This window comes from Falsirhodobacter sp. 20TX0035, from assembly GCF_028307215.1.
Taxonomy (GTDB): Bacteria; Pseudomonadota; Alphaproteobacteria; order Rhodobacterales; family Rhodobacteraceae; genus Falsirhodobacter.
This window is the reverse complement of record NZ_JAQMHV010000014.1, coordinates 18,364-35,078: the sequence shown is the minus strand read 5'-3', so window position 1 is coordinate 35,078 and position 16,715 is coordinate 18,364. Positions and strand designations below refer to the sequence as shown.

At 64.2% G+C, this 16,715-nt stretch carries 30 protein-coding genes; 28 read left to right on the top strand and 2 right to left on the bottom strand.

Features of this window, described 5'->3' with window-relative positions; translation table 11 throughout:
- Positions 1–185: 185 nt before the first annotated feature.
- The 19 genes from PIJ50_RS13750 to PIJ50_RS13660 all read left to right on the top strand — a co-directional run bounded on the left by PIJ50_RS13750 (position 186) and on the right by PIJ50_RS13660 (position 8,133).
- The gene (locus tag PIJ50_RS13750; protein WP_271976006.1) at positions 186–452 is read left to right on the top strand and encodes a hypothetical protein; all 267 of its coding nucleotides are present in this window, start codon (positions 186–188) and stop codon (positions 450–452) included.
- Entirely contained in the window at positions 449–799 is a 351-nt protein-coding gene (locus tag PIJ50_RS13745; protein ID WP_271976005.1) for a hypothetical protein, read from the top strand. Before PIJ50_RS13750 ends, PIJ50_RS13745 begins: the two co-directional genes overlap by 4 nt.
- Complete coding sequence (locus PIJ50_RS13740) at positions 796–1,515, top strand: helix-turn-helix domain-containing protein (protein WP_271976004.1); 720 nt, start codon at positions 796–798, stop codon at positions 1,513–1,515. The genes PIJ50_RS13745 and PIJ50_RS13740 overlap by 4 nt, the downstream gene beginning before the upstream one ends.
- Positions 1,516–1,582: 67 nt before the next feature.
- Complete coding sequence (locus PIJ50_RS13735) at positions 1,583–2,059, top strand: hypothetical protein (RefSeq protein ID WP_271976003.1); 477 nt, start codon at positions 1,583–1,585, stop codon at positions 2,057–2,059.
- Entirely contained in the window at positions 2,056–3,348 is a 1,293-nt protein-coding gene (locus PIJ50_RS13730; protein WP_271976002.1) for a class I SAM-dependent methyltransferase, read from the top strand. The genes PIJ50_RS13735 and PIJ50_RS13730 overlap by 4 nt, the downstream gene beginning before the upstream one ends.
- Complete coding sequence (locus PIJ50_RS13725) at positions 3,345–3,914, top strand: hypothetical protein (protein WP_271976001.1); 570 nt, start codon at positions 3,345–3,347, stop codon at positions 3,912–3,914. Before PIJ50_RS13730 ends, PIJ50_RS13725 begins: the two co-directional genes overlap by 4 nt.
- Positions 3,911–4,183 carry a DUF6378 domain-containing protein gene (locus tag PIJ50_RS13720; protein WP_271976000.1) on the top strand — a complete coding sequence of 91 codons (273 nt, stop codon included), beginning with the start codon at positions 3,911–3,913 and terminating at the stop codon, positions 4,181–4,183. The genes PIJ50_RS13725 and PIJ50_RS13720 overlap by 4 nt, the downstream gene beginning before the upstream one ends.
- The gene (locus tag PIJ50_RS13715) at positions 4,180–4,431 is read left to right on the top strand and encodes a helix-turn-helix domain-containing protein (RefSeq protein WP_271975999.1); all 252 of its coding nucleotides are present in this window, start codon (positions 4,180–4,182) and stop codon (positions 4,429–4,431) included. The genes PIJ50_RS13720 and PIJ50_RS13715 overlap by 4 nt, the downstream gene beginning before the upstream one ends.
- Positions 4,428–4,643 carry a hypothetical protein gene (locus PIJ50_RS13710; RefSeq protein WP_271975998.1) on the top strand — a complete coding sequence of 72 codons (216 nt, stop codon included), beginning with the start codon at positions 4,428–4,430 and terminating at the stop codon, positions 4,641–4,643. Before PIJ50_RS13715 ends, PIJ50_RS13710 begins: the two co-directional genes overlap by 4 nt.
- Positions 4,640–4,843, top strand: coding sequence for a hypothetical protein (locus PIJ50_RS13705; protein ID WP_271975997.1), 204 nt, complete (start codon positions 4,640–4,642; stop codon positions 4,841–4,843). The genes PIJ50_RS13710 and PIJ50_RS13705 overlap by 4 nt, the downstream gene beginning before the upstream one ends.
- Positions 4,843–5,133 carry a hypothetical protein gene (locus PIJ50_RS13700; protein WP_271975996.1) on the top strand — a complete coding sequence of 97 codons (291 nt, stop codon included), beginning with the start codon at positions 4,843–4,845 and terminating at the stop codon, positions 5,131–5,133. Before PIJ50_RS13705 ends, PIJ50_RS13700 begins: the two co-directional genes overlap by 1 nt.
- Positions 5,126–5,716: a hypothetical protein gene (locus PIJ50_RS13695; protein ID WP_271975995.1), complete on the top strand. Its 591-nt coding sequence runs from the start codon at positions 5,126–5,128 to the stop codon at positions 5,714–5,716. The genes PIJ50_RS13700 and PIJ50_RS13695 overlap by 8 nt, the downstream gene beginning before the upstream one ends.
- Positions 5,713–5,997, top strand: coding sequence for a hypothetical protein (locus tag PIJ50_RS13690; protein WP_271975994.1), 285 nt, complete (start codon positions 5,713–5,715; stop codon positions 5,995–5,997). Before PIJ50_RS13695 ends, PIJ50_RS13690 begins: the two co-directional genes overlap by 4 nt.
- 102 nt (positions 5,998–6,099) lie before the next feature.
- Entirely contained in the window at positions 6,100–6,600 is a 501-nt protein-coding gene (locus tag PIJ50_RS13685; protein WP_271975993.1) for a winged helix-turn-helix domain-containing protein, read from the top strand.
- Entirely contained in the window at positions 6,600–6,797 is a 198-nt protein-coding gene (locus PIJ50_RS13680) for a hypothetical protein (RefSeq protein WP_271975992.1), read from the top strand. Before PIJ50_RS13685 ends, PIJ50_RS13680 begins: the two co-directional genes overlap by 1 nt.
- The gene (locus tag PIJ50_RS13675) at positions 6,797–6,946 is read left to right on the top strand and encodes a hypothetical protein (protein ID WP_271975991.1); all 150 of its coding nucleotides are present in this window, start codon (positions 6,797–6,799) and stop codon (positions 6,944–6,946) included. Before PIJ50_RS13680 ends, PIJ50_RS13675 begins: the two co-directional genes overlap by 1 nt.
- Positions 6,943–7,548, top strand: coding sequence for a hypothetical protein (locus tag PIJ50_RS13670; protein ID WP_271975990.1), 606 nt, complete (start codon positions 6,943–6,945; stop codon positions 7,546–7,548). The genes PIJ50_RS13675 and PIJ50_RS13670 overlap by 4 nt, the downstream gene beginning before the upstream one ends.
- Before the next feature lie 164 nt (positions 7,549–7,712).
- Entirely contained in the window at positions 7,713–7,958 is a 246-nt protein-coding gene (locus PIJ50_RS13665; RefSeq protein ID WP_271975989.1) for a hypothetical protein, read from the top strand.
- A 49-nt stretch (positions 7,959–8,007) separates the two neighbouring features.
- The gene (locus tag PIJ50_RS13660; RefSeq protein ID WP_271975988.1) at positions 8,008–8,133 is read left to right on the top strand and encodes a hypothetical protein; all 126 of its coding nucleotides are present in this window, start codon (positions 8,008–8,010) and stop codon (positions 8,131–8,133) included.
- A gap of 18 nt (positions 8,134–8,151) precedes the next feature.
- Here the strand turns inward: PIJ50_RS13660 and PIJ50_RS13655 are convergent, their stop codons facing one another.
- Complete coding sequence (locus PIJ50_RS13655; RefSeq protein WP_271975987.1) at positions 8,152–8,277, bottom strand: hypothetical protein; 126 nt, start codon at positions 8,275–8,277, stop codon at positions 8,152–8,154.
- Positions 8,278–8,885: 608 nt separating this feature from the next.
- Between PIJ50_RS13655 and PIJ50_RS13650 the strand changes: the two genes are divergently transcribed.
- The 5 genes from PIJ50_RS13650 to PIJ50_RS13630 all read left to right on the top strand — a co-directional run bounded on the left by PIJ50_RS13650 (position 8,886) and on the right by PIJ50_RS13630 (position 13,587).
- Complete coding sequence (locus PIJ50_RS13650) at positions 8,886–9,500, top strand: putative metallopeptidase (protein WP_271975986.1); 615 nt, start codon at positions 8,886–8,888, stop codon at positions 9,498–9,500.
- 255 nt (positions 9,501–9,755) lie between these two features.
- Entirely contained in the window at positions 9,756–10,229 is a 474-nt protein-coding gene (locus PIJ50_RS13645; RefSeq protein WP_271975985.1) for a DUF2280 domain-containing protein, read from the top strand.
- Positions 10,177–11,568 (top strand): PBSX family phage terminase large subunit, encoded by a 1,392-nt coding sequence (locus PIJ50_RS13640; RefSeq protein ID WP_271975984.1) that lies wholly within the window; start codon positions 10,177–10,179, stop codon positions 11,566–11,568. Before PIJ50_RS13645 ends, PIJ50_RS13640 begins: the two co-directional genes overlap by 53 nt.
- The gene (locus PIJ50_RS13635; protein WP_271975983.1) at positions 11,553–12,956 is read left to right on the top strand and encodes a DUF1073 domain-containing protein; all 1,404 of its coding nucleotides are present in this window, start codon (positions 11,553–11,555) and stop codon (positions 12,954–12,956) included. Before PIJ50_RS13640 ends, PIJ50_RS13635 begins: the two co-directional genes overlap by 16 nt.
- A 70-nt stretch (positions 12,957–13,026) precedes the next feature.
- Positions 13,027–13,587, top strand: coding sequence for an HNH endonuclease (locus PIJ50_RS13630; RefSeq protein ID WP_271975982.1), 561 nt, complete (start codon positions 13,027–13,029; stop codon positions 13,585–13,587).
- A 92-nt stretch (positions 13,588–13,679) separates the two neighbouring features.
- Here the strand turns inward: PIJ50_RS13630 and PIJ50_RS13625 are convergent, their stop codons facing one another.
- Complete coding sequence (locus PIJ50_RS13625; RefSeq protein ID WP_271975981.1) at positions 13,680–13,946, bottom strand: hypothetical protein; 267 nt, start codon at positions 13,944–13,946, stop codon at positions 13,680–13,682.
- 54 nt (positions 13,947–14,000) lie between these two features.
- Here PIJ50_RS13625 and PIJ50_RS13620 point away from each other — a divergent pair, with 54 nt between their 5' ends.
- The 4 genes from PIJ50_RS13620 to PIJ50_RS13605 are packed head-to-tail and all read left to right on the top strand — an operon-like array spanning position 14,001 to position 16,711.
- The gene (locus PIJ50_RS13620) at positions 14,001–15,119 is read left to right on the top strand and encodes a DUF2213 domain-containing protein (RefSeq protein ID WP_271975980.1); all 1,119 of its coding nucleotides are present in this window, start codon (positions 14,001–14,003) and stop codon (positions 15,117–15,119) included.
- Between the two features lie 3 nt (positions 15,120–15,122).
- On the top strand, positions 15,123–15,554 hold the full coding sequence (locus PIJ50_RS13615; protein WP_271975979.1) for a structural cement protein Gp24: 432 nt from the start codon (positions 15,123–15,125) through the stop codon (positions 15,552–15,554).
- Between the two features lie 20 nt (positions 15,555–15,574).
- Positions 15,575–16,519, top strand: a complete 945-nt coding sequence (locus tag PIJ50_RS13610) for a DUF2184 domain-containing protein (protein WP_271975978.1) — start codon at positions 15,575–15,577, stop codon at positions 16,517–16,519.
- 3 nt (positions 16,520–16,522) lie between these two features.
- Positions 16,523–16,711: a hypothetical protein gene (locus PIJ50_RS13605; RefSeq protein ID WP_271975977.1), complete on the top strand. Its 189-nt coding sequence runs from the start codon at positions 16,523–16,525 to the stop codon at positions 16,709–16,711.
- Positions 16,712–16,715 lie beyond the last annotated feature (4 nt).

The window sequence follows — 16,715 nt, the reverse complement described above, 5'->3', positions numbered from 1 at the left end:
TTCGATACGCCCGGACTGAGGGCGTATTTCCTGCGAGCTGGTATGGTCCGCTCAAAACTATGTGTGACGAGGTAGGAATCCCTTGTCCTCTCAATGCATTCAACTGGAAATCGGGTGCTAAGAATGTTGGCTCTAAGGCCGACGTTCAATCCCCAGAGGCTAAAAAAGCTCGGGGAGCCGCGTGAATGGACCCGTCGATCACCCCTGTCATGTCTGTGGCTCACCGTCTGCTCCGTTCGGCTATCGCCGCCCCGGTCGCTGGGCTGATCAAGTCCGCAAGGGCTACCTCTTCGTCTGCGCCGATCACCGCGCCGACGCCGAAGCCCGCCTGCAAGCCGCTGTCGGAGTTGCTGGCGGAACGCGCCGCCCTGCACCCGAACGATCCCCGCCGGGGCAAGCTGAACAGCGCGATCTATTCGGCCCGCCATGACATCCTGCGGAGGGGCCGATGACACGCGTCGAGCTTCCTTGGCCGTCGTCGGCGCTCTCGCCCAATGCCCGGGGTCACTGGAGCATCGTGGCCAAGGCCAAGGCCGCCTATCGCAAGGCCGCATGGGCCATCTGCATCGCCAACGGGCTGGGCAAGCTCGATGCCTCTGCCATCCACCTCACGCTGACGTTCTGCCCGCCCTGCAAGCGCCGCCGTGATGCCGACAACCTGCTGGCCTCCATGAAGGCCGGGATCGACGGTATCGCGGACGCGACGGGCATCGACGACAGCACCTACACCATCACCCTGGCGCGCGGCCCAGTCCGGAGGGGCGGGGCGGTGCTGGCCGATATCGAGGTGGCGCCGTGAGCATCAAAATCATGTCGGCGGTGTTTGAAAGCGAGACACTAGGCCCGACGCAGCGGCTCATCATGCTGGCACTGGCGGATCACGCCGACGACAGCGGTCGCTGCTACCCGTCGATAGCACGTCTATGCCAGCGCACCGGGCTGGGTGAGCGTGCCGTCCAGAATAACATCCGGGCGCTGGTCGAGGCCGGCTACATCAGCATCGTTCCGAACGCGGGGCAGGGGCTGGCGAACCTGTATTTCGTCCGCCCGACCCCCGCACCAGATGCACCCCCGCACGAGGTGCACCCCCGCACCACGTGCACCTCTACCCCCGCATCTCGTTCCAAAACCCCCGCACCAGATGCACCCAAACCGTCAAGAACCACCACTGAACCATCAGAAGAACCCCCTTTGGTCCCCCAAGCGGACGCAAAGCGGAAACGCGCAATTTCCCTTCCCGACAACTGGGTCCCGTCAGAGCGCAACGTCGCCGACGCCCAAGCCCGCAATTTCTCAGCAGAGGAAATCCAGCATGAAGCCGATCGCTTCCGTGATTACCACCTCGCCAAAGGCACCACGTTCCGCGACTGGGACGCCGGCTGGCGGACGTGGCTTGGCAACGCCCGTCGATACCCAAGTGGCGGCGTGGCTCGCCAAGCAGCGCCCGGCGTACATGGACGCGGCAGCAGTCTCGCGAGCATCGTCGCACGGCGTCGGGCTGAAGGTCAGGTATGAGCTTCGCTTCCCCAGCGGCCCGAACGGTGAGCACCTGCCGTCCTACCAGGTCGCCGTGGGCTGCGAAGTGAACGGGTCGCCCGCCGCGCTGGAGGCCGCCATCGAGGATCTCCGCAACTTCATGACCCCGGCTCCGGCGCGCGAGATCGAGGCGTGGCTGGCGGAACTGTCGGTGATCGTCGCCCGGCGGGCCGATGACGAGTTCGGCGAGGAGCTGCGGATCGCGGCCTATGCCGGCCGCCTCGGGCGCTACCCGGCCGACGTGGTGCGGGACGTGCTTCTGCGCCAGACCTATCGCTTCTGGCCGACCTGGGAGGAGCTGGAGAAGCGCTGCGAGGCGATGACCGGTCCCCGCCGCCACATGATCCATGCGATGGAAGTCGGGCCGGCTCCGAAGGAACAGCCGCGCCGCGCCGCCACCGACGAAGAGCGGGCGCGCATCCAAGCTCTGGTCGACGAGATGTTCCCGAACCGCTCGCCCGAGATGCGTCAGCGCGCGGTCGACGAAGCCTTGAAGGGCGACTGCATGCGGGGGGCAGCATGAACGCGCCCGCCCTCCGTATCAGCCTGTCGGATTTGGTCGACGAGTACGACCGCAAGTATGACGCCGCTCCGGAAGCTGCACAGGCATTCGAAGACGCCAAAGGCACACTGCGCGCCGCGTCTGTGGTCGGCACGGCCTATGGCGGCCTGTCGAGCCGAGACAGCTACAGCGTGACCGAGATCCGCAAGAGCCTGCTCAAGTCCGCGTGGCGGCAGGTCTATGACGGCCTGCAGATCGCCGCCATCGCCGGCGCGAAGGAACGCGGGCGCTTGGAGCAGATGCTGGAGCAGCCCCCCGCGTTCACGATGCTGCAACTGCGCGAGGTCTTCGGCGATTACCTCCTCCGCAGCCGCTACCACATCCTCAAAGGCTTGGCCGAAGTCTTCGCAGATCTCGACCCGGCGTTCCGCAGCCACGAGAAGGTCAGGATCGGGGTCAAGGGCCTTCCGAAGCGGGTCATCGTGTCCGGCTTTGGCACCTGGCGTGAGCACGGCCGGGAGCACGTCCAGTCCATCATCAACGCCGCACGCGTTGCGGAGGGACGTCCCATGTTCGATCGCGCGGCTGCCATTCGTTTCTGCGACCTTACCGAGGAACAGCAGGCGGCAGAGTTCGGCGTTTGGCTCCGCACTTTCCAGAACGGGAACGGCCATCTCTTCTTCGGGCCCGAGATGCTGCTGCAGGTGAACCGCGCCTTGGGCGAGTTCTACGGCGAGGTGCTTCCAGACACACCGGACGAAAACGCCAAGCGACGCACCGGCACGGCCGTGTCGAAGGACCTGCAGTATTACCCAACCCCGCCTGCGGCTGTGGCGAAGCTTCTGGATCAGGTCAGCATTGAAGCCGGCACGAAGGTTCTGGAGCCGTCCTGCGGCTGTGGACGCATCATGGACGCCGCTCGCAAGGCGGGGGCCGGGGTCTTTGGCATCGAGGTCGACCCGGGCCGCGCTGCCGAATGCCGCGCGAAGGGGCACGATGTCCTGACCGCGAACTTCCTGCAGGTCGAGCCGCGCCCGATCTACGACATCGTGCTGATGAACCCGCCGTTCTATGGACGGCACTATCTGAAACACATCGATCATGCCCGGCGCTTCCTAAAGCCCGGTGGTCGGCTTGTGGCCATCCTGCCGTCGACGGCCCGCTACGACCACGGCGCCCTTCCGGAGCAGGATCGCTACCGCGAGCGCTGGATCGACCTTCCGGTCGGATCCTTCGCCGAGAGCGGCACCAACGTGAACACCAGCATCTACAGAGAATGGGCGCCGCGGGCGCAGGAGGCCGCAGCATGACCAAGAGCCGCAACATCGGGGCAGGGTCGCCCAACGTCTCTCGTTCCATGAAGGTCAGCTACGCCGAGGCCGAGCGCCTGATGCGTCAATGGTGGCCCGATCGAACCGTCACGGTGCGCGACATGGCCGAACGTCTCGGCATCAGCCGCGCATGGCTCACCAAGCTGGCACAGCGCTGGAGCCTTCCCGACCGCCGGGGCGTCGCCTTCCGCGTCGGTATGCCGGTCCGGGTCCGGGACATGGATTTCATCGACGCCGCCGCGTGCGCCGCGCACTTCGGCCTCCACGTCCAGACGGTCCGTTCCATGGTCTGCCGCGGCGACGCCGACAAAATTGGTCTGAGCGTTTCCCGCGCCCATGCGAACAGCCGCTACAAGTCGGTCCCGCTGATCCTCGGCCCCTTCCACTGGGACAGCCATCGGCAGGCTGCGGCAGAGCTGGGCCTTCGCCCCGAGAAGATCTCGCTGCTCAAGAAGCAGGGGCGCACCGACGAACTGTATGCCCGCGCCATGGCGGTGCAGAGCCAGAAGGACATGAAGGCCTACAAGGCGAGGGCCGCGGCATGAAGCGCACCGAAATCCTCTCTACGGCCTCCGACATCATCACCACCGACCGGAACACGGCCTATGGCGAGCCGGAGGACAGCTTCGGCCTGATCGCAGCCTACTGGTCGGCGCATCTCGACGCCTCGATCACCTCTTCCGACGTGGCCGTGATGATGGCGCTGCTAAAGATCGCCCGCATCAAGTCCAGCCCCGAGAAGTCGGATCACTGGGTGGACCTCGCCGGCTACGCGGCCTGTGGCGGCGAAATCATGACGGAGGTGACGCTGTGACGGCTCTTGCTCGTTTCATGGCTCTGGCGGACGAGATCGCTGAAGCCCATGGCATCAATCGCTGCGAGCTGCTCGGCACCCGCCGCCATCCTCGCGTCGTCCATCCGCGTCAGGAGCTTTGCTTGCGCGCTCAGGAGCGGTTCGGCTGGTCCACCACCCGCATCGGTCAGATGGTGAACCGTGACCATTCCACGGTGGTCCATAGCATCCAGCAGGCTCGCGCCCGGATCGCGAGGGATCTCGCATGACCCCTCGCGAGGCCATCTTCCTCCGCCACCATGGGCTGCCGGTCTGCAAGCAGGCCCTGCGCTCCACCGACTTCAACGAGTGGATCCGCCCGATCCTCTGCCGCGCCCGCCGCACCGAGCCGCACCTGTTCGACGCCAGCGGCCGCATTCGCAACCACGACACGTTCACCGGGTGGCTGGCCGAGGCCTACCCGCCAAAGGAGGCAATATGAGCACCCTAGTCAAAATGATGGATCGCTTTGCACCCGCTGTCCCGGACGGACACGAGCACTGCATGTCCTACAGCGACGACCGCGCATTCATGTTCAACCGGGCGGGGGACTTGGTTTCCACCAAGATGCGCGATGGCGAGAATGATGACACGCTGCGTTTCCGGTTGCTGGCAGCCATCACTGCAGTGGAGGTCCAGTGATGCCCGGCGACTTCCCCCATGACCGAGACGGCATCGACCCCGCGATCCGCGCCCGCCGCAATCATCCGGGGGCTGGCATGACAGAACCTCATCGCTTCACCACCCGCAGCCGCCATGTCGGAGCCGTAGGCCACGTCGACGACTCCTGGAAGGTCGACATGCGTCGCATCGTCGTCGGCCTGCCGTCGGACATGTTCGACCGGATCAATCGGGAAGCCAAGGACCGCAACCTGCCTTTCACCGAGGTCGTCCGGCAGCGGCTGGCGAAAGAGGAGAGCCGCCATGACTAATACATCCCCAGCTGCTATGGAGGCGCTGGTTCGGCAACTTCGGGGCGAAGGCGACGCCCATCTACGCGGCAACGTCCGTGACCACCGCACGATGGGGTGCATACTTCTAGCCGCCGCTGATGCGCTTGAGGCACAAGCCCGTGCCGCCCCCGAGGCCGCGCCCGTGCAGGGGCGGGTAAAGGCGCTCGTGTGGGACGAAGGGTGCGCTGAAACCTCGATTGGGGATTACTTCGTCCTGCCGTCGTGCCTGGGAGGTTTCCACCTTGCGACAGACGTTCGTTATGCCGTGAGACGTTCAAGATACCCAACAGAGGAAGCCGCCAAGGCCGCAGCCCAAGCCGACTACGAGGCCCGCATCCTGTCAGCCCTTGAGCCTGCGCCCATGCAGGGGTGGCAGCAACTGCAAGAGGCGGCAAAGGTCATCATCCAATACTTCGACCTCGATCATGAGCCGGAGCCCCGGACCGCGCGTATGATGGAGCTTGCGGCGTCTACAGCGCTCCTGAAGGACGGGCCATACGATATGCTGGATAGCTTCATCCGGTCGTTGGCCATGCATCCCGCCCCACAGGAGGACGCATGATGGCCCAGTGTGACGAATGGGGCCCGTGGATTGAGCACAAGGGCGATGCCTGCCCAGTTCCGATTGGAACGGTGATCCACTTCCACTGGAAGTTCCGGGACGATGAAGAGGGCGATCACGTCGGGCGAGTGTCCGAGTTCCTGGCAAACAGCAGCATCTGGAAGGCTACCGACGCGTTCAAGTTTCGGCGCTATCGCATCCGCAAGCCCCGCGCCCTCCAGCAGCTGATCGACATGGTGGAGAATTTGCTTGCGCCGATCAGGGAGCGGGAGGACGCATGATGCGCCTCCGCTGGATCCACGCCTTCGGCATCGGGCTGGTGGTCTTCGTCGCCCTCATCGCAATCCAGTGGGGGTGACATGAACGCCATCCACAAGGAGATCATGGCACTGCCCGCCGCCGAACGGCTGCCCTTCGCGCTGGAACTCCTCCAGCAGCTGACGGGGCAGTCTGCGGATGACGTCGTCCGCGTCCGCAAGCAGCTGGGCGTCTCCAAGAAGCACGCGCAGATGCTCCTCGCGCTTAACGCCGCGTTCCCCCGCACGCTGACGAAGGAGCAGGTGATGACCGCCATCCACGGTCCGGGGTGGGAGCAGGATATACGATCGGTCACTGTGATGGCGGCTAAGATCCGCGAAAAGCACCCGGACCTGATCGAAACGGTCTGGGGGACCGGCTACCGCCTGACCCGCAAGCTGGACGTCGGCATGGATCCGGTGGCCGGCCGCGAGAACGCCGGCGACCCCTGGACGGAGCAGGACGACGAGGACCTGCGCCGCATGATGGAGAACGGCTCCGAGCTGCACGTCATCGCCGACGAGATGGACCGCAGCGAGCGTTCGGTGGCCGACCGGTGGCGCCGCATCCGCGGGAGGAAGGCGTGATGGGCATCCACACCGTTCCCCAGCCTGAGCAGGCCATCCTCGCCCAATGCGCCGGCAAGGATCGCCTGACCCCGGCGCAGGCGCATGAGATCGCCCGCCGTCCGGGCAAGCAGTTCGATGTGTATCGCTGCAAGCACTGTGGCCAGCATCACGTCACCCACGCCCCCGCCAAGCCGTTCCGCAGGAGGAAGCACTGATGCAGGACCATCAGCCCCACCTCACCGCCGCCCAGAGAGCCATGCTCCGGGACGCCACCCGGCTCGCCAAGCGCAAAGAGCGCCGCCAGCAGCACGAGCGTGATCAATACCGCGCCACCCATGACGAACGAGAGGACGAGGACCAATGAGCATCGACCGCTACGCCCAGCAGATCGCCGCCGTCAGCAAGTCGAAGGTCACGGCAGCCAAGCAGGTGTCGAAGGACCACGCCAAGAAGGCGCGGCAGCGCGAGAAACGTCGGATGAAGGATGCCGCCTCCGCCGCCGTCACGGCCGACATCTGGCAGGATCGGGAAGGGAAGGCGCGCCCTACCGAGGAACGCCGCCGGCAAGGGTCATGGGTGCTGCGGGATGGGGAGGATGCCGGGGTCACGGTGGCGGTGGACGAGCACGCCCACGTCCTCGACCAGCTGGCGGCCAAGGGGATCATCGACAGCAATCAGTGCCAAGCGGGGCACGATTTCGCCGCGCTGATGGAGCGCACGCGCCTTGTCGCCGGTGGGCGGTCCTGCCTGAACATGGATCCGGTGGGGCACGAGGGTGATGCGGAACCGACGCATAGCGAACTGCGAGACGCTGAGGAGCGCCGCGACTTGAACAAGCGCATGGGTTCGTGGGTCTGGAGCGAAATGCGGATGGTCTGTCACCAAGGGTTTTGGCCGGACCGTCTCGACCGGTTGCGCGAGGGGCTAGATGTAGCGGCGAAATACTGGATGGGTGGCAAGAAGTAGTTGCAGATCCAAAAATCGGTGCTATCTTTCTGCTTGAGGACGTATGTCCAACGCACAGCGCGGGCCTTCGGGTGCCGCGCTTTTTGCTTCTGCGACAATCGGTCCAGTGACAACCGAAAGTTGCATGATTACATCTGCTTCCGATCACCAGTGAATGGAAGCCCATGTTAGATCAGCATGCTGCGGAAGCCTTTGTCGAAGCTTGGATCGCCGAGAACATCAACGGCCCCGTGTATTCTGACGACGACGAATACGACTGGGAAGACGCTGCGCAGGACTATGCGGCCAAATGCCTGACAGATGCAGAGGCAAGCGGCATTTCGGAAGCTGATGTTCGCGCGGCCTATCCGGCCTTGGAAACGCGAATGTTTCACGGCATCTCGGCTTACATCGACGGACAGCAGGAGTAGGGTGATACGCGCGGGCCAGTGATGGCGCCGCGCTTTTTCGTAGGATCACATGGAAAGCCGAAGCATCTCAGCCATCACCTTTCAGACCGAGGACATGGCCGTCCGCCTTCACGATCTGTACGCAGCCCTGTCGTGGTTCGGCAAGCTGCGGGTGTGGTGGCGCGGCTACCTCTGACGGCGCCGCGCGTTCGTCTTACCGGCCCTTCGCGACCACCTTGGACACGGCGTCCTTCAAGCTGGGTGCTGCCGCGATCACCTTCGGCACTTCCTTCTTGGGCTTCTTCTCGTCGCGTTTACGCTTATTCATGCCCTTGGCCATGGCCTGGCTCCTGTATGGTCCGCCGGGGATCGACGGGTCGCCCACACTACGCCTTTGCCGCAGGATAGATACACAATTCGCGTGGTCACCTAGCGCCGCGCTCTCAATGCCGCCTTCTGGTGGGTGACGTTCTCAAGTCTCAGGTGCACCTCGAGGGTTCGGGCTAAGCGATATGCGGCGTCATCCTCCAGAGGATGGATCATATGGTCACTCGCCGGTTGTCTTTGCATAGGATGCGAACTAACCCGGCAACTAATCGTTGACTGACAAGAAACGAACGGGCGAGAGTGTCTTATGGTGTGGGTATGGGTTCTTGGCGCTTTCTTCGCCATAACGGTGATTGGGTGCGCGGTGATAATTTGCGGATAGCTGCGGTTTAGATCTTCGGAACCAAACATGAACGTTGATGCGGCGACGCGCCTGCGCTAGGGTCGGCGCATGATTGACAGGAAGTTGCTCGCTCTCATCGTGCTGATCTACGTGAGCGTGTTTGCTTACGTCCTGCTCGCATAGGCTGGGCTCCCGAGGTCTGGGAAGCCGCCGCGATACTGGCCCTGTGGAGTTGATCGCCACCGCCGTGCTCACATCACCATTCACGGAGACACCACATGGCACGTCCCATGCCCGACATGGAGCGGGTGGAGGGACATGATGCTTGGTTTGCTCCGGCTCCCGATCTGGCCGAGTGGGCCACGTCCACGTTCATCGCTGAGGCGGCAGACCTGCTGAACGAGGATCACGAGCATCTGCGCCATGCTCACATCGGCTTCCTCTGGACGAACGTGTCCAACGCCAAGAAGGGGCGCATGGTCATCGGCACGGCCGAGCCCGGATCACCGCAGGGGGCGATGGGCAAGTGGAGCCGCGCCCGCGCTGTGCTTCAGGTGACGGAGTGGTTCGGCGACATCCCGGACTTCATCATCACGATCGATGCCAACTGGTGGCTACAGGCCTCCGATGCCGAGGCCTGCGCGCTGGTGGAACATGAGCTATACCATTGTGCCCAGGACGTGGATGCGTTCGGTGCGCCGAAGTTCAGCAAGGAGACGGGACGCCCGATCTTCGCGATGCGCGGCCACGATGTCGAGGAGTTCGTCGGCGTGGTCCGGCGCTATGGTGCGGACGCTACCCACGTGCGGGCTCTGGTGGAGGCGGCTAACGCTGGGCCGGAGGTAGCCGCAGCGTCGATTGCGCAATGCTGCGGCACCTGCATGAAGGCCTAAGTCAGGCTTCGGGCAATATCTTCGATCTGTGGCCAATCGAGATCGCCATTCGGGGTTCGGATGAATGCGCCATATCGCCGGTCGCGAGGCATCTCTTGCATCGCCCACGCTACGGCCTGCGCTAGCGTGCCAAACGAACGGGTTTCCCTAAGGGGGCTCAGGCGTTCCATGTCGAAGCCTATGTGCACGTCGGCGCTTTGGTTCAAGTCGATTGTTTGCATTGAGATTTCCATCCTGACAGGAGCCTGACCGTCTATGGCACAAGGAAAGCTGGCCGAGGAGGTCAAAACCTTCATCGTGCAGGCCCTCGCGTGCTTCGACAGCCCGTCCACGGTGGTGACGGCGGTCAGGCAGGAGTTCGGCGAGACGATCACCCGCCAGACGGTGGAGGGATACGACCCCACGAAACGGGCGGGGCGGGACTGCGCGGCCAAGTGGCGAGCGCTGTTCGAGGAGACCCGTAAGGCATTCCTGGAGGACACCAGCCGCATCGGGATCAGCCATCGTGCGGTTCGTCTTCGTGCCCTCCAGCGCATGAGCGAGAAGGCTGAAACCCAGGGCAACATGGTGTTGGCGTCCTCGCTGCTGGAGCAGGCGGCGAAGGAAGTCGGCGGCAGCTACACCAACAGGCGGGAGCTATCAGGGCCAGGCGGCGGGCCGGTGGAGGTCAAATCCCTTGCAGACTTCTACGCTGACCTCACGCCCAACTCTGAACCCGGCGCTTCGTGATTTCTGGCTGACTCCGGCGCGGAACCGCGTCCTCTATGGGGGCCGGTCCAGTTCAAAGTCATGGGATGCCGCAGGCTTTGCCATCTTCCTCGCCACCAAGTGCCGGATCCGGGTGCTGTGCGCGCGGCAGTTTCAGAACAAGATCGCGGAGAGCGTCTACACGCTGCTGAAGATCCAGATCGAGCGGTTCGGGCTTCAGGACGAGTTCATCATCACTGAGAACGCGATCCGCCACCGGACCACCGGCGCGGAGTTCATGTTCTACGGCCTGTGGCGGCACATCGACGAGATCAAGTCGCTGGAGGGGATCGACATCCTCTGGCTGGAGGAGGCCCACAACCTCACCGCCGAGCAGTGGGACATCCTGGAGCCTACGATCCGGAAGGAGGGGTCGCAGGTCTGGATCCTGTTCAACCCGCGGCTTGTGACGGACTTCGTGTGGCGCCGGTTCGTGACCAACACGCCGCCGGACACGATCAAGCGGCACATCAACTACAACGAGAACCCGTTCCTGTCCTCGACCATGCAGCGGATCATCGCGGCGAAGAAGGCTGAGGATGAGGAGGAGTTCCGGCACATCTACCTCGGCGAGCCGCGCGAGGACGACGACGCGGTCATCATCAAGCGGTCGTGGATCCTCGCCGCCATCGACGCCCACAAGAAGCTTGGGATCGCGCCAAGCGGGGCCAAGCGGATCGGGTTCGACGTGGCCGACAGTGGCGACGACAAGAACGCGGCGGTCGCGGCGCACGGCTTCCTCGCCACCGATGTGGACGAGTGGAAGGCGGGCGAGGACGAACTGCTGAAATCGGCCGGCCGGGTGCACGGCATGGCGCGTCGGCTGAGCGCCAGCATCGACTACGACAGCATCGGGGTAGGGGCCTTCGCGGGTGCTCACTTCCAGGCGCTGAACGGGGAGCACGGGGTCAAGATCGCTTACCACCGCTTCAACGCGGGCGGGGCGGTGCTGAACCCGGAGACGCGGATCGACCCGAAGGACCCGCGGTCGCCGACGAACAAGGACTTCTACGCCAACCTCAAGGCCCAGACGTGGTGGGAGGTCGGCAAGCGCTTCCGCAACACCTTCAACGCGGTCCACAAGGGCGAGGCGCACGATCCGGCGGATCTGATCGCGATCGCGAGCGGCTGCGCGCACATCGACCGGCTGGTGGACGAACTGTCCACGCCCCGGAAGGACTTCGACAATGCGGGCAAGTCGAAGGTCGAAAGCAAGAAAGACCTGAGCAAGCGCGACATCCCGTCGCCAAACCTCGCCGACGCCTTCGTGATGGCCTTCGCGCCGCGTGAGCAGGTTGGCTATTCATGGGCGGGCTTCTGATGCTGGCACGTATCTGGGACGGCTTCCAAAACGTCGTCGCCAACCTCGGCACGTCGAGAGACAAAGCGGCTGCGGGCAGCTACACGGCGTCCATGCTGGACTACCAGCAGGCGCTGACGGCTTACCGCTCGTCGTGGCTGCCGCAGGCGATCGTGGACATCCCCGCGCTGGACACCGTGCGCAAGTGGCGGGCATGGCAGGCCGAGGCCGGCAAGATCACGGCGCTGGAAGCCGAGGAGAAGCGGCTGAACCTCCGCGAGCGGGTGCAGGAGGGCATGGTGGCGGCCCGGCTGTTCGGCGGCGCCGCGCTTTACATCGGCACGGGTGATGCTGTTCCGGCCGAGAAGCTGGAGCCGGCTCGGATTGGCAAGGAAGGCATCCGCAGCTTGACGGTCCTGACGCCCATGCAGCTGTCGCCCGAGGCCATCAGCCGGGACATCGAGAGCGGCTACTACGGGCGGCCCGAGTTCTACAACCTGTCGGGGGAGAACGGGCAGGTCCGCATCCATGCCTCGCGCCTGGTCATCTTCTGCGGCGTGCCGGTTCCGGACGTCGCGCTGGCCACGAACAACGGCTGGGGTGACAGCGTGCTGCTGGCCGCCATGGACGCTGTACGGCATGCCGACGGCACCAGCGCCAACATCGCGTCGCTGATCTATGAGGCCAAGGTCGACGTCTTCAAGCTGAAGGGCTTGGCGACGCAGCTGGCCGAGAACGACCCAGCCACGGACCTGATGATCTCGCGCCGACTTACCAACATGGCCACGCTCAAGGGCATCAACGGCGCCCTCGTGCTGGACGGGGAGGATGACTACCAGCAGAAGAACGCCAGCTTCGGCAGCCTGTCGGACGTCTGGGACCGGTTCATGCTGAACGTGTCCGGCGCGGCCCGCATACCGGTGACGCGTCTGTTCGGCCGGTCGGCTGCGGGGCTGTCCGGTTCCGGTGACGGGGATGAGCGGACGTACTTCGACCGCATCCAGGCGATGCAGGAGCTGGAGATGCAGCCGGCCATGGCGGTGCTGGACGAGTGCCTGATCCGCTCCGCCCTCGGCGCCCGACCTGCAGAGATCCATTTCAGGTGGCAGCCGCTCCGTCAGATCACGGAAAGCGAACGGGCCGACATCTTCGCGAAGACGGCCACTGCCGCCCGCACGCTGGCCGGCACGGGTGGCACGTCCCCCGCGCTGCTGCCGATCGAGGCACTGTCGGATGCGCTGGTCAACGAACTGGTCGAGCAGGGCGTCATGGCAGGCTTGGAGGCAGCCATAGAGCAATACGGAAGCCTCGCAGAGCAGGCGGAGCAAGATGACGGCTCGGACGCTGAACAAGCAGTCGCCACATCTGTTGCGGAAGAGGATTCACCCGGCAGGAGCAATGGGGTATAAGTAGAACAGCCCGTCGAGTGCTTGCAACACATCGACGAGCCTAACCGCAACGGATCGGCAGGATCGCGTCATGGCTGCTAAAGAATTACCCTCCCCGGAGGTTCTTCGTCAATTGCTCGACTACAACCCGGATACCGGTCGCTTCGTCTGGAAGCGGCGGGGCATCGAGTGGTTTACGGTGGGACGGTTCTCCGCTGAGTGGTCGATGGAGAAGTGGAACACTCGCTACGCGGGCCAAGAGGCTTTCGCATCGGTCGACAATCTTGGTTATCGGCAAGGCACAGTCCAATATGTAAAACTACGCGCTCATCGGGTTGCATGGGCCATGCACTTCGGTGTTTGGCCTACTGGCGTGATAGACCACATCAATGGTGACGAGACAGACAACCGCATCTGCAATCTGCGCCAGGCCAGCACGTCTGAGAACGGCATGAACCGGGGCGCTCAGATCAACAGCACCTCTGGCGTCAAAGGCGTCTGCTTCGACAAGAACCGGGGCAAGTGGATGGCCAGCATCTGTCGGGGGTCCAAAAGGACCAATTTAGGCAGGTTTGAGACCATGGAGGCGGCGCAGGCAGCTTATAATCGCGCTGCTGCTGCCTTGCATGGTGACTTCGCGCGTGCCGTTTAATACTTCGCCCAAGTACGACAACGGTATTCGGCATTAAGCGTGCTGGACTATGAAGCCGGCTCGAAAGAAGAGCCGGCTCTTTATCTTAAATCTTACAATCCCCTGTCATTCAGCCATTTCGCGCAATTTTGCATGTTGTAGCTCGCCCATCCCGTGGATACCCGATCCACGAATACGGTGTCGTTACCGTCGAGATGAACGTTGAGTTGAGAACGAAGCTGGGCAGCCGTTCCAGCGTAATCAACAAACCAGAGCGATTTTTGCGGTTTGCAGTGCGGCATTTGGCGAAGCGCTTCAATGAGGCGCGCGTAATTCTGACCTGTCTGGTTCAGGTCATAAGCAACAACATAGATAGCCATAAGTAACTCCAAGCTGTGTTCAAGAAGCTTGGAACAGCCATAAGGCGATTCGCTATGAAATTCACCGACGCAGCCTCGCTGTCTGGCACCCGCCGGACGGGCGACGGATATCTCGTGGCCGATGCCTTCGCCGTCCGCACCGGCATCCAGCTCTACAGCGGCGCCGAGATGGGCCACCCCGAGAAGGACGTTGTCCGGGTCTACCGGCCCGAGTCCGAGGTCCGCGCCGCGGACAGCCTGCGGACCTTCAGCCATGCGCCGGTGACCATGGGCCACCCCGACGTGATGGTCGACGCGACCAACTGGAAGCAGCTGGCGGTCGGAGAGGTCAGCACCGAGGCCGCCTGGCAGGATGGCAAGATCAAGCTGCCCCTGATCCTGAAGGATGCCACCAGCATCGCCGCCGTCGAGAATGGCACGCGCGAGCTGTCGGCTGGATACACCTGCCGTGTGGAATTCGTGGATGGCGTGACCGAGGACGGCCAGTCCTACGACGCCGTGCAACGCGAGATCAGAGCAAATCACCTCGCCATCGTCCCTCACGGGCGGGCGGGAACCGAGTTCCGCATCGGCGACGGTGCGGTCGAGTGGGGCGTCAGCCCCGTCCATGACGCAACCAAGGAGGTCAACGTGACCCTGCGCAAAATCATGGTGGATGGGCTTTCGGTTGAAACGACCGATGCAGGCGCTCAGGCCATCGAGAAGCTGACCGGCATCATCGCAGCCAAGGATGCCGCCATCGCCGCCGCCGACGCGGCCCACCAAACGGCCATTGCCGCCAAGGATGCCGATCTGGCCAAGGCCAATGCCGCCAAGGACGCGGCCGAGGCGAAGGTGCTGGACGCCGCCGCCATCGACAAGCTGGTCGCGGACCGGGCCGATCTTCTGGGCAAGGCCAAGGCAATCGCGCCCGAGATCCAGACCGCCGGCCTGAATGACGCCGACATCCGCAAGGCCGTGGTCGTGGCCAAGCTGGGCGACGCGATGAAGGACAAGCCCGCCGCCTACATCGACGCGCGCTTCGACATCCTGACCGAGGATGCCGCCAAGGCCGCGGATCCGGTCGCCACGGCCCTTCGCACGGCCAAGCCGATCGTCACCGACGCCGCCAACGAGGACGCCGCCTTCAAGGACTACCTCGCCGGCCTCAACCCCGCTCGCAAGGAGGCCTGAGACATGGCATTGCAAGACACCTACACCGCCTCGCAGCCGCGCTTCATCGAGGGCATGATCCCCGACATGCGCACGCCCGGCCAAGACGTTTCCCGCAACGTGGAGACGATCGGCGGCATCGGCTTCGGCAAAGTCGCCGTGCAGGGCACCCTCGATCATCAGATCAAGGTCTCGGCTGCCTCGGCCGCCTTCATCGGTATCACCGTGCTCGACACCACCCAGCTGCAGGACAGCTATCCCCGCTATGCCACAGCCCGCGTGCGCACGAAGGGCCCGGTCGTCGTCACCGCCTCGGTTGCCGTTCAGGCCGGGCAGCCCGCGTTCTACGTGCCCGCCACCGGCGTGCTGACGAACGTCGCGACGAGCAACACCCAGATCGGCAAGTTCGAGACCTCGGCAGCCGCCGGCGGCCTCGCCGTTCTGAACATCACCTGAGCATCTGAGAGGAAATGACGATGCAGATGAAAACCTTCGATGCACAGGTGGCGATGGCCTACGCGGTCAGCCAAGCCTCGCGCATCAACGCGACGGTCTACCGGACCCAGTATCCGGCCGTCCGTTACCGCGGGCTGGTGCCCGTCGACACGACCGGCCCCGAATGGGTCAAGTCCGTGACCTACTTCTCGCTGGACGGCGTGGGCGCCGCCGACTGGATCAACGCCGCTTCGGACGATGTGCCGAAGGCGGAGCTGACCCGCGGTCGCATGGAAACCACGGTCCATGAAGCCGGCATCGGCTACGGCTGGAGCCTGAGCGAACTGGGTCAGGCGCAGCTGCTGGGCATCGACCTCAACGCGCAGAAGGGCATCGCCGCCCGTCGTGCCGCCGAGGAAATGACCGATCGCGTGGCCTTCCTGGGTGATGCGTCCAAGGGCCTGACCGGCATGGTCAACAACCCGGATGTCACCGTGCAGGACGCGGCCGCCACCGGCGCCGGTTCCTCCACGGAATGGGAGGACAAGACCCCCGGCCAGATCATGGGCGACGTCAACGCTCTGCTGACCGGCGTCTACACGGCCACCGCCACCACGGTCGTCTCCGACACGCTGCTGCTGCCCCCGACGCGCATGCACTACATCGGGACTACGACCGTCAGCGACAACCGCGAGACGACGATCCTCGAATGGCTGCGCGAGAACAACGTCTACACGATGGAGACGGGTCAGCCGCTGACCATCCGCGCGATCCGCGGGCTGGAAACGGCCGGCGACGGCGGCGTGGCTCGGGCAATGGCCTATCGCAACAGCGAAGAGGTCGTGAAGCTGAACATGCCGATGCCATTCCGCTTCTTCCCGGTCTGGCAGACGGGCCCGTTCCGCTTCGACGTGCCGGGCATGTTCCGCATCGGCGGTGTCGACTTCCTGCTTCCGAAGGAAGCGATCTACCTGGATGGGATTTGAGCCATGGCGAGCATCACCAACACCTCCCGCGCGGTGCGCATCATCAACGTGAAGGTCAACGGCAAGGTGAAGCCGCTGACCATCGAGCCCGGCGCGACGGGCGAAGGCGAGCCGGTCGAGACGGCCAGCTACAAGGCTGCGGTCGCCTCGGGCGTCTTCAAGGTCGAGGCGAAAGCTGCGGCGAAAGGCTGACGGC

Bases quoted from the DNA above. Each gene is read 5' to 3' on its own strand.
- PIJ50_RS13750 (WP_271976006.1), top strand. From the start codon at position 186: ATGGACCCGTCGATCACCCCTGTCATGTCTGTGGCTCACCGTCTGCTC.
- PIJ50_RS13745 (WP_271976005.1), top strand. From the start codon at position 449: ATGACACGCGTCGAGCTTCCTTGGCCGTCGTCGGCGCTCTCGCCCAAT.
- PIJ50_RS13730 (WP_271976002.1), top strand. From the start codon at position 2,056: ATGAACGCGCCCGCCCTCCGTATCAGCCTGTCGGATTTGGTCGACGAG.
- PIJ50_RS13725 (WP_271976001.1), top strand. From the start codon at position 3,345: ATGACCAAGAGCCGCAACATCGGGGCAGGGTCGCCCAACGTCTCTCGT.
- PIJ50_RS13720 (WP_271976000.1), top strand. From the start codon at position 3,911: ATGAAGCGCACCGAAATCCTCTCTACGGCCTCCGACATCATCACCACC.
- PIJ50_RS13710 (WP_271975998.1), top strand. From the start codon at position 4,428: ATGACCCCTCGCGAGGCCATCTTCCTCCGCCACCATGGGCTGCCGGTC.
- PIJ50_RS13705 (WP_271975997.1), top strand. From the start codon at position 4,640: ATGAGCACCCTAGTCAAAATGATGGATCGCTTTGCACCCGCTGTCCCG.
- PIJ50_RS13700 (WP_271975996.1), top strand. From the start codon at position 4,843: ATGCCCGGCGACTTCCCCCATGACCGAGACGGCATCGACCCCGCGATC.
- PIJ50_RS13695 (WP_271975995.1), top strand. From the start codon at position 5,126: ATGACTAATACATCCCCAGCTGCTATGGAGGCGCTGGTTCGGCAACTT.
- PIJ50_RS13690 (WP_271975994.1), top strand. From the start codon at position 5,713: ATGATGGCCCAGTGTGACGAATGGGGCCCGTGGATTGAGCACAAGGGC.
- PIJ50_RS13685 (WP_271975993.1), top strand. From the start codon at position 6,100: ATGGCACTGCCCGCCGCCGAACGGCTGCCCTTCGCGCTGGAACTCCTC.
- PIJ50_RS13680 (WP_271975992.1), top strand. From the start codon at position 6,600: ATGGGCATCCACACCGTTCCCCAGCCTGAGCAGGCCATCCTCGCCCAA.
- PIJ50_RS13675 (WP_271975991.1), top strand. From the start codon at position 6,797: ATGCAGGACCATCAGCCCCACCTCACCGCCGCCCAGAGAGCCATGCTC.
- PIJ50_RS13670 (WP_271975990.1), top strand. From the start codon at position 6,943: ATGAGCATCGACCGCTACGCCCAGCAGATCGCCGCCGTCAGCAAGTCG.
- PIJ50_RS13665 (WP_271975989.1), top strand. From the start codon at position 7,713: ATGTTAGATCAGCATGCTGCGGAAGCCTTTGTCGAAGCTTGGATCGCC.
- PIJ50_RS13660 (WP_271975988.1), top strand. From the start codon at position 8,008: ATGGAAAGCCGAAGCATCTCAGCCATCACCTTTCAGACCGAGGACATG.
- PIJ50_RS13655 (WP_271975987.1), bottom strand. From the start codon at position 8,277: ATGGCCAAGGGCATGAATAAGCGTAAACGCGACGAGAAGAAGCCCAAG.
- PIJ50_RS13650 (WP_271975986.1), top strand. From the start codon at position 8,886: ATGGCACGTCCCATGCCCGACATGGAGCGGGTGGAGGGACATGATGCT.
- PIJ50_RS13645 (WP_271975985.1), top strand. From the start codon at position 9,756: ATGGCACAAGGAAAGCTGGCCGAGGAGGTCAAAACCTTCATCGTGCAG.
- PIJ50_RS13635 (WP_271975983.1), top strand. From the start codon at position 11,553: ATGGGCGGGCTTCTGATGCTGGCACGTATCTGGGACGGCTTCCAAAAC.
- PIJ50_RS13630 (WP_271975982.1), top strand. From the start codon at position 13,027: ATGGCTGCTAAAGAATTACCCTCCCCGGAGGTTCTTCGTCAATTGCTC.
- PIJ50_RS13625 (WP_271975981.1), bottom strand. From the start codon at position 13,946: ATGGCTATCTATGTTGTTGCTTATGACCTGAACCAGACAGGTCAGAAT.
- PIJ50_RS13620 (WP_271975980.1), top strand. From the start codon at position 14,001: ATGAAATTCACCGACGCAGCCTCGCTGTCTGGCACCCGCCGGACGGGC.
- PIJ50_RS13615 (WP_271975979.1), top strand. From the start codon at position 15,123: ATGGCATTGCAAGACACCTACACCGCCTCGCAGCCGCGCTTCATCGAG.
- PIJ50_RS13610 (WP_271975978.1), top strand. From the start codon at position 15,575: ATGCAGATGAAAACCTTCGATGCACAGGTGGCGATGGCCTACGCGGTC.
- PIJ50_RS13605 (WP_271975977.1), top strand. From the start codon at position 16,523: ATGGCGAGCATCACCAACACCTCCCGCGCGGTGCGCATCATCAACGTG.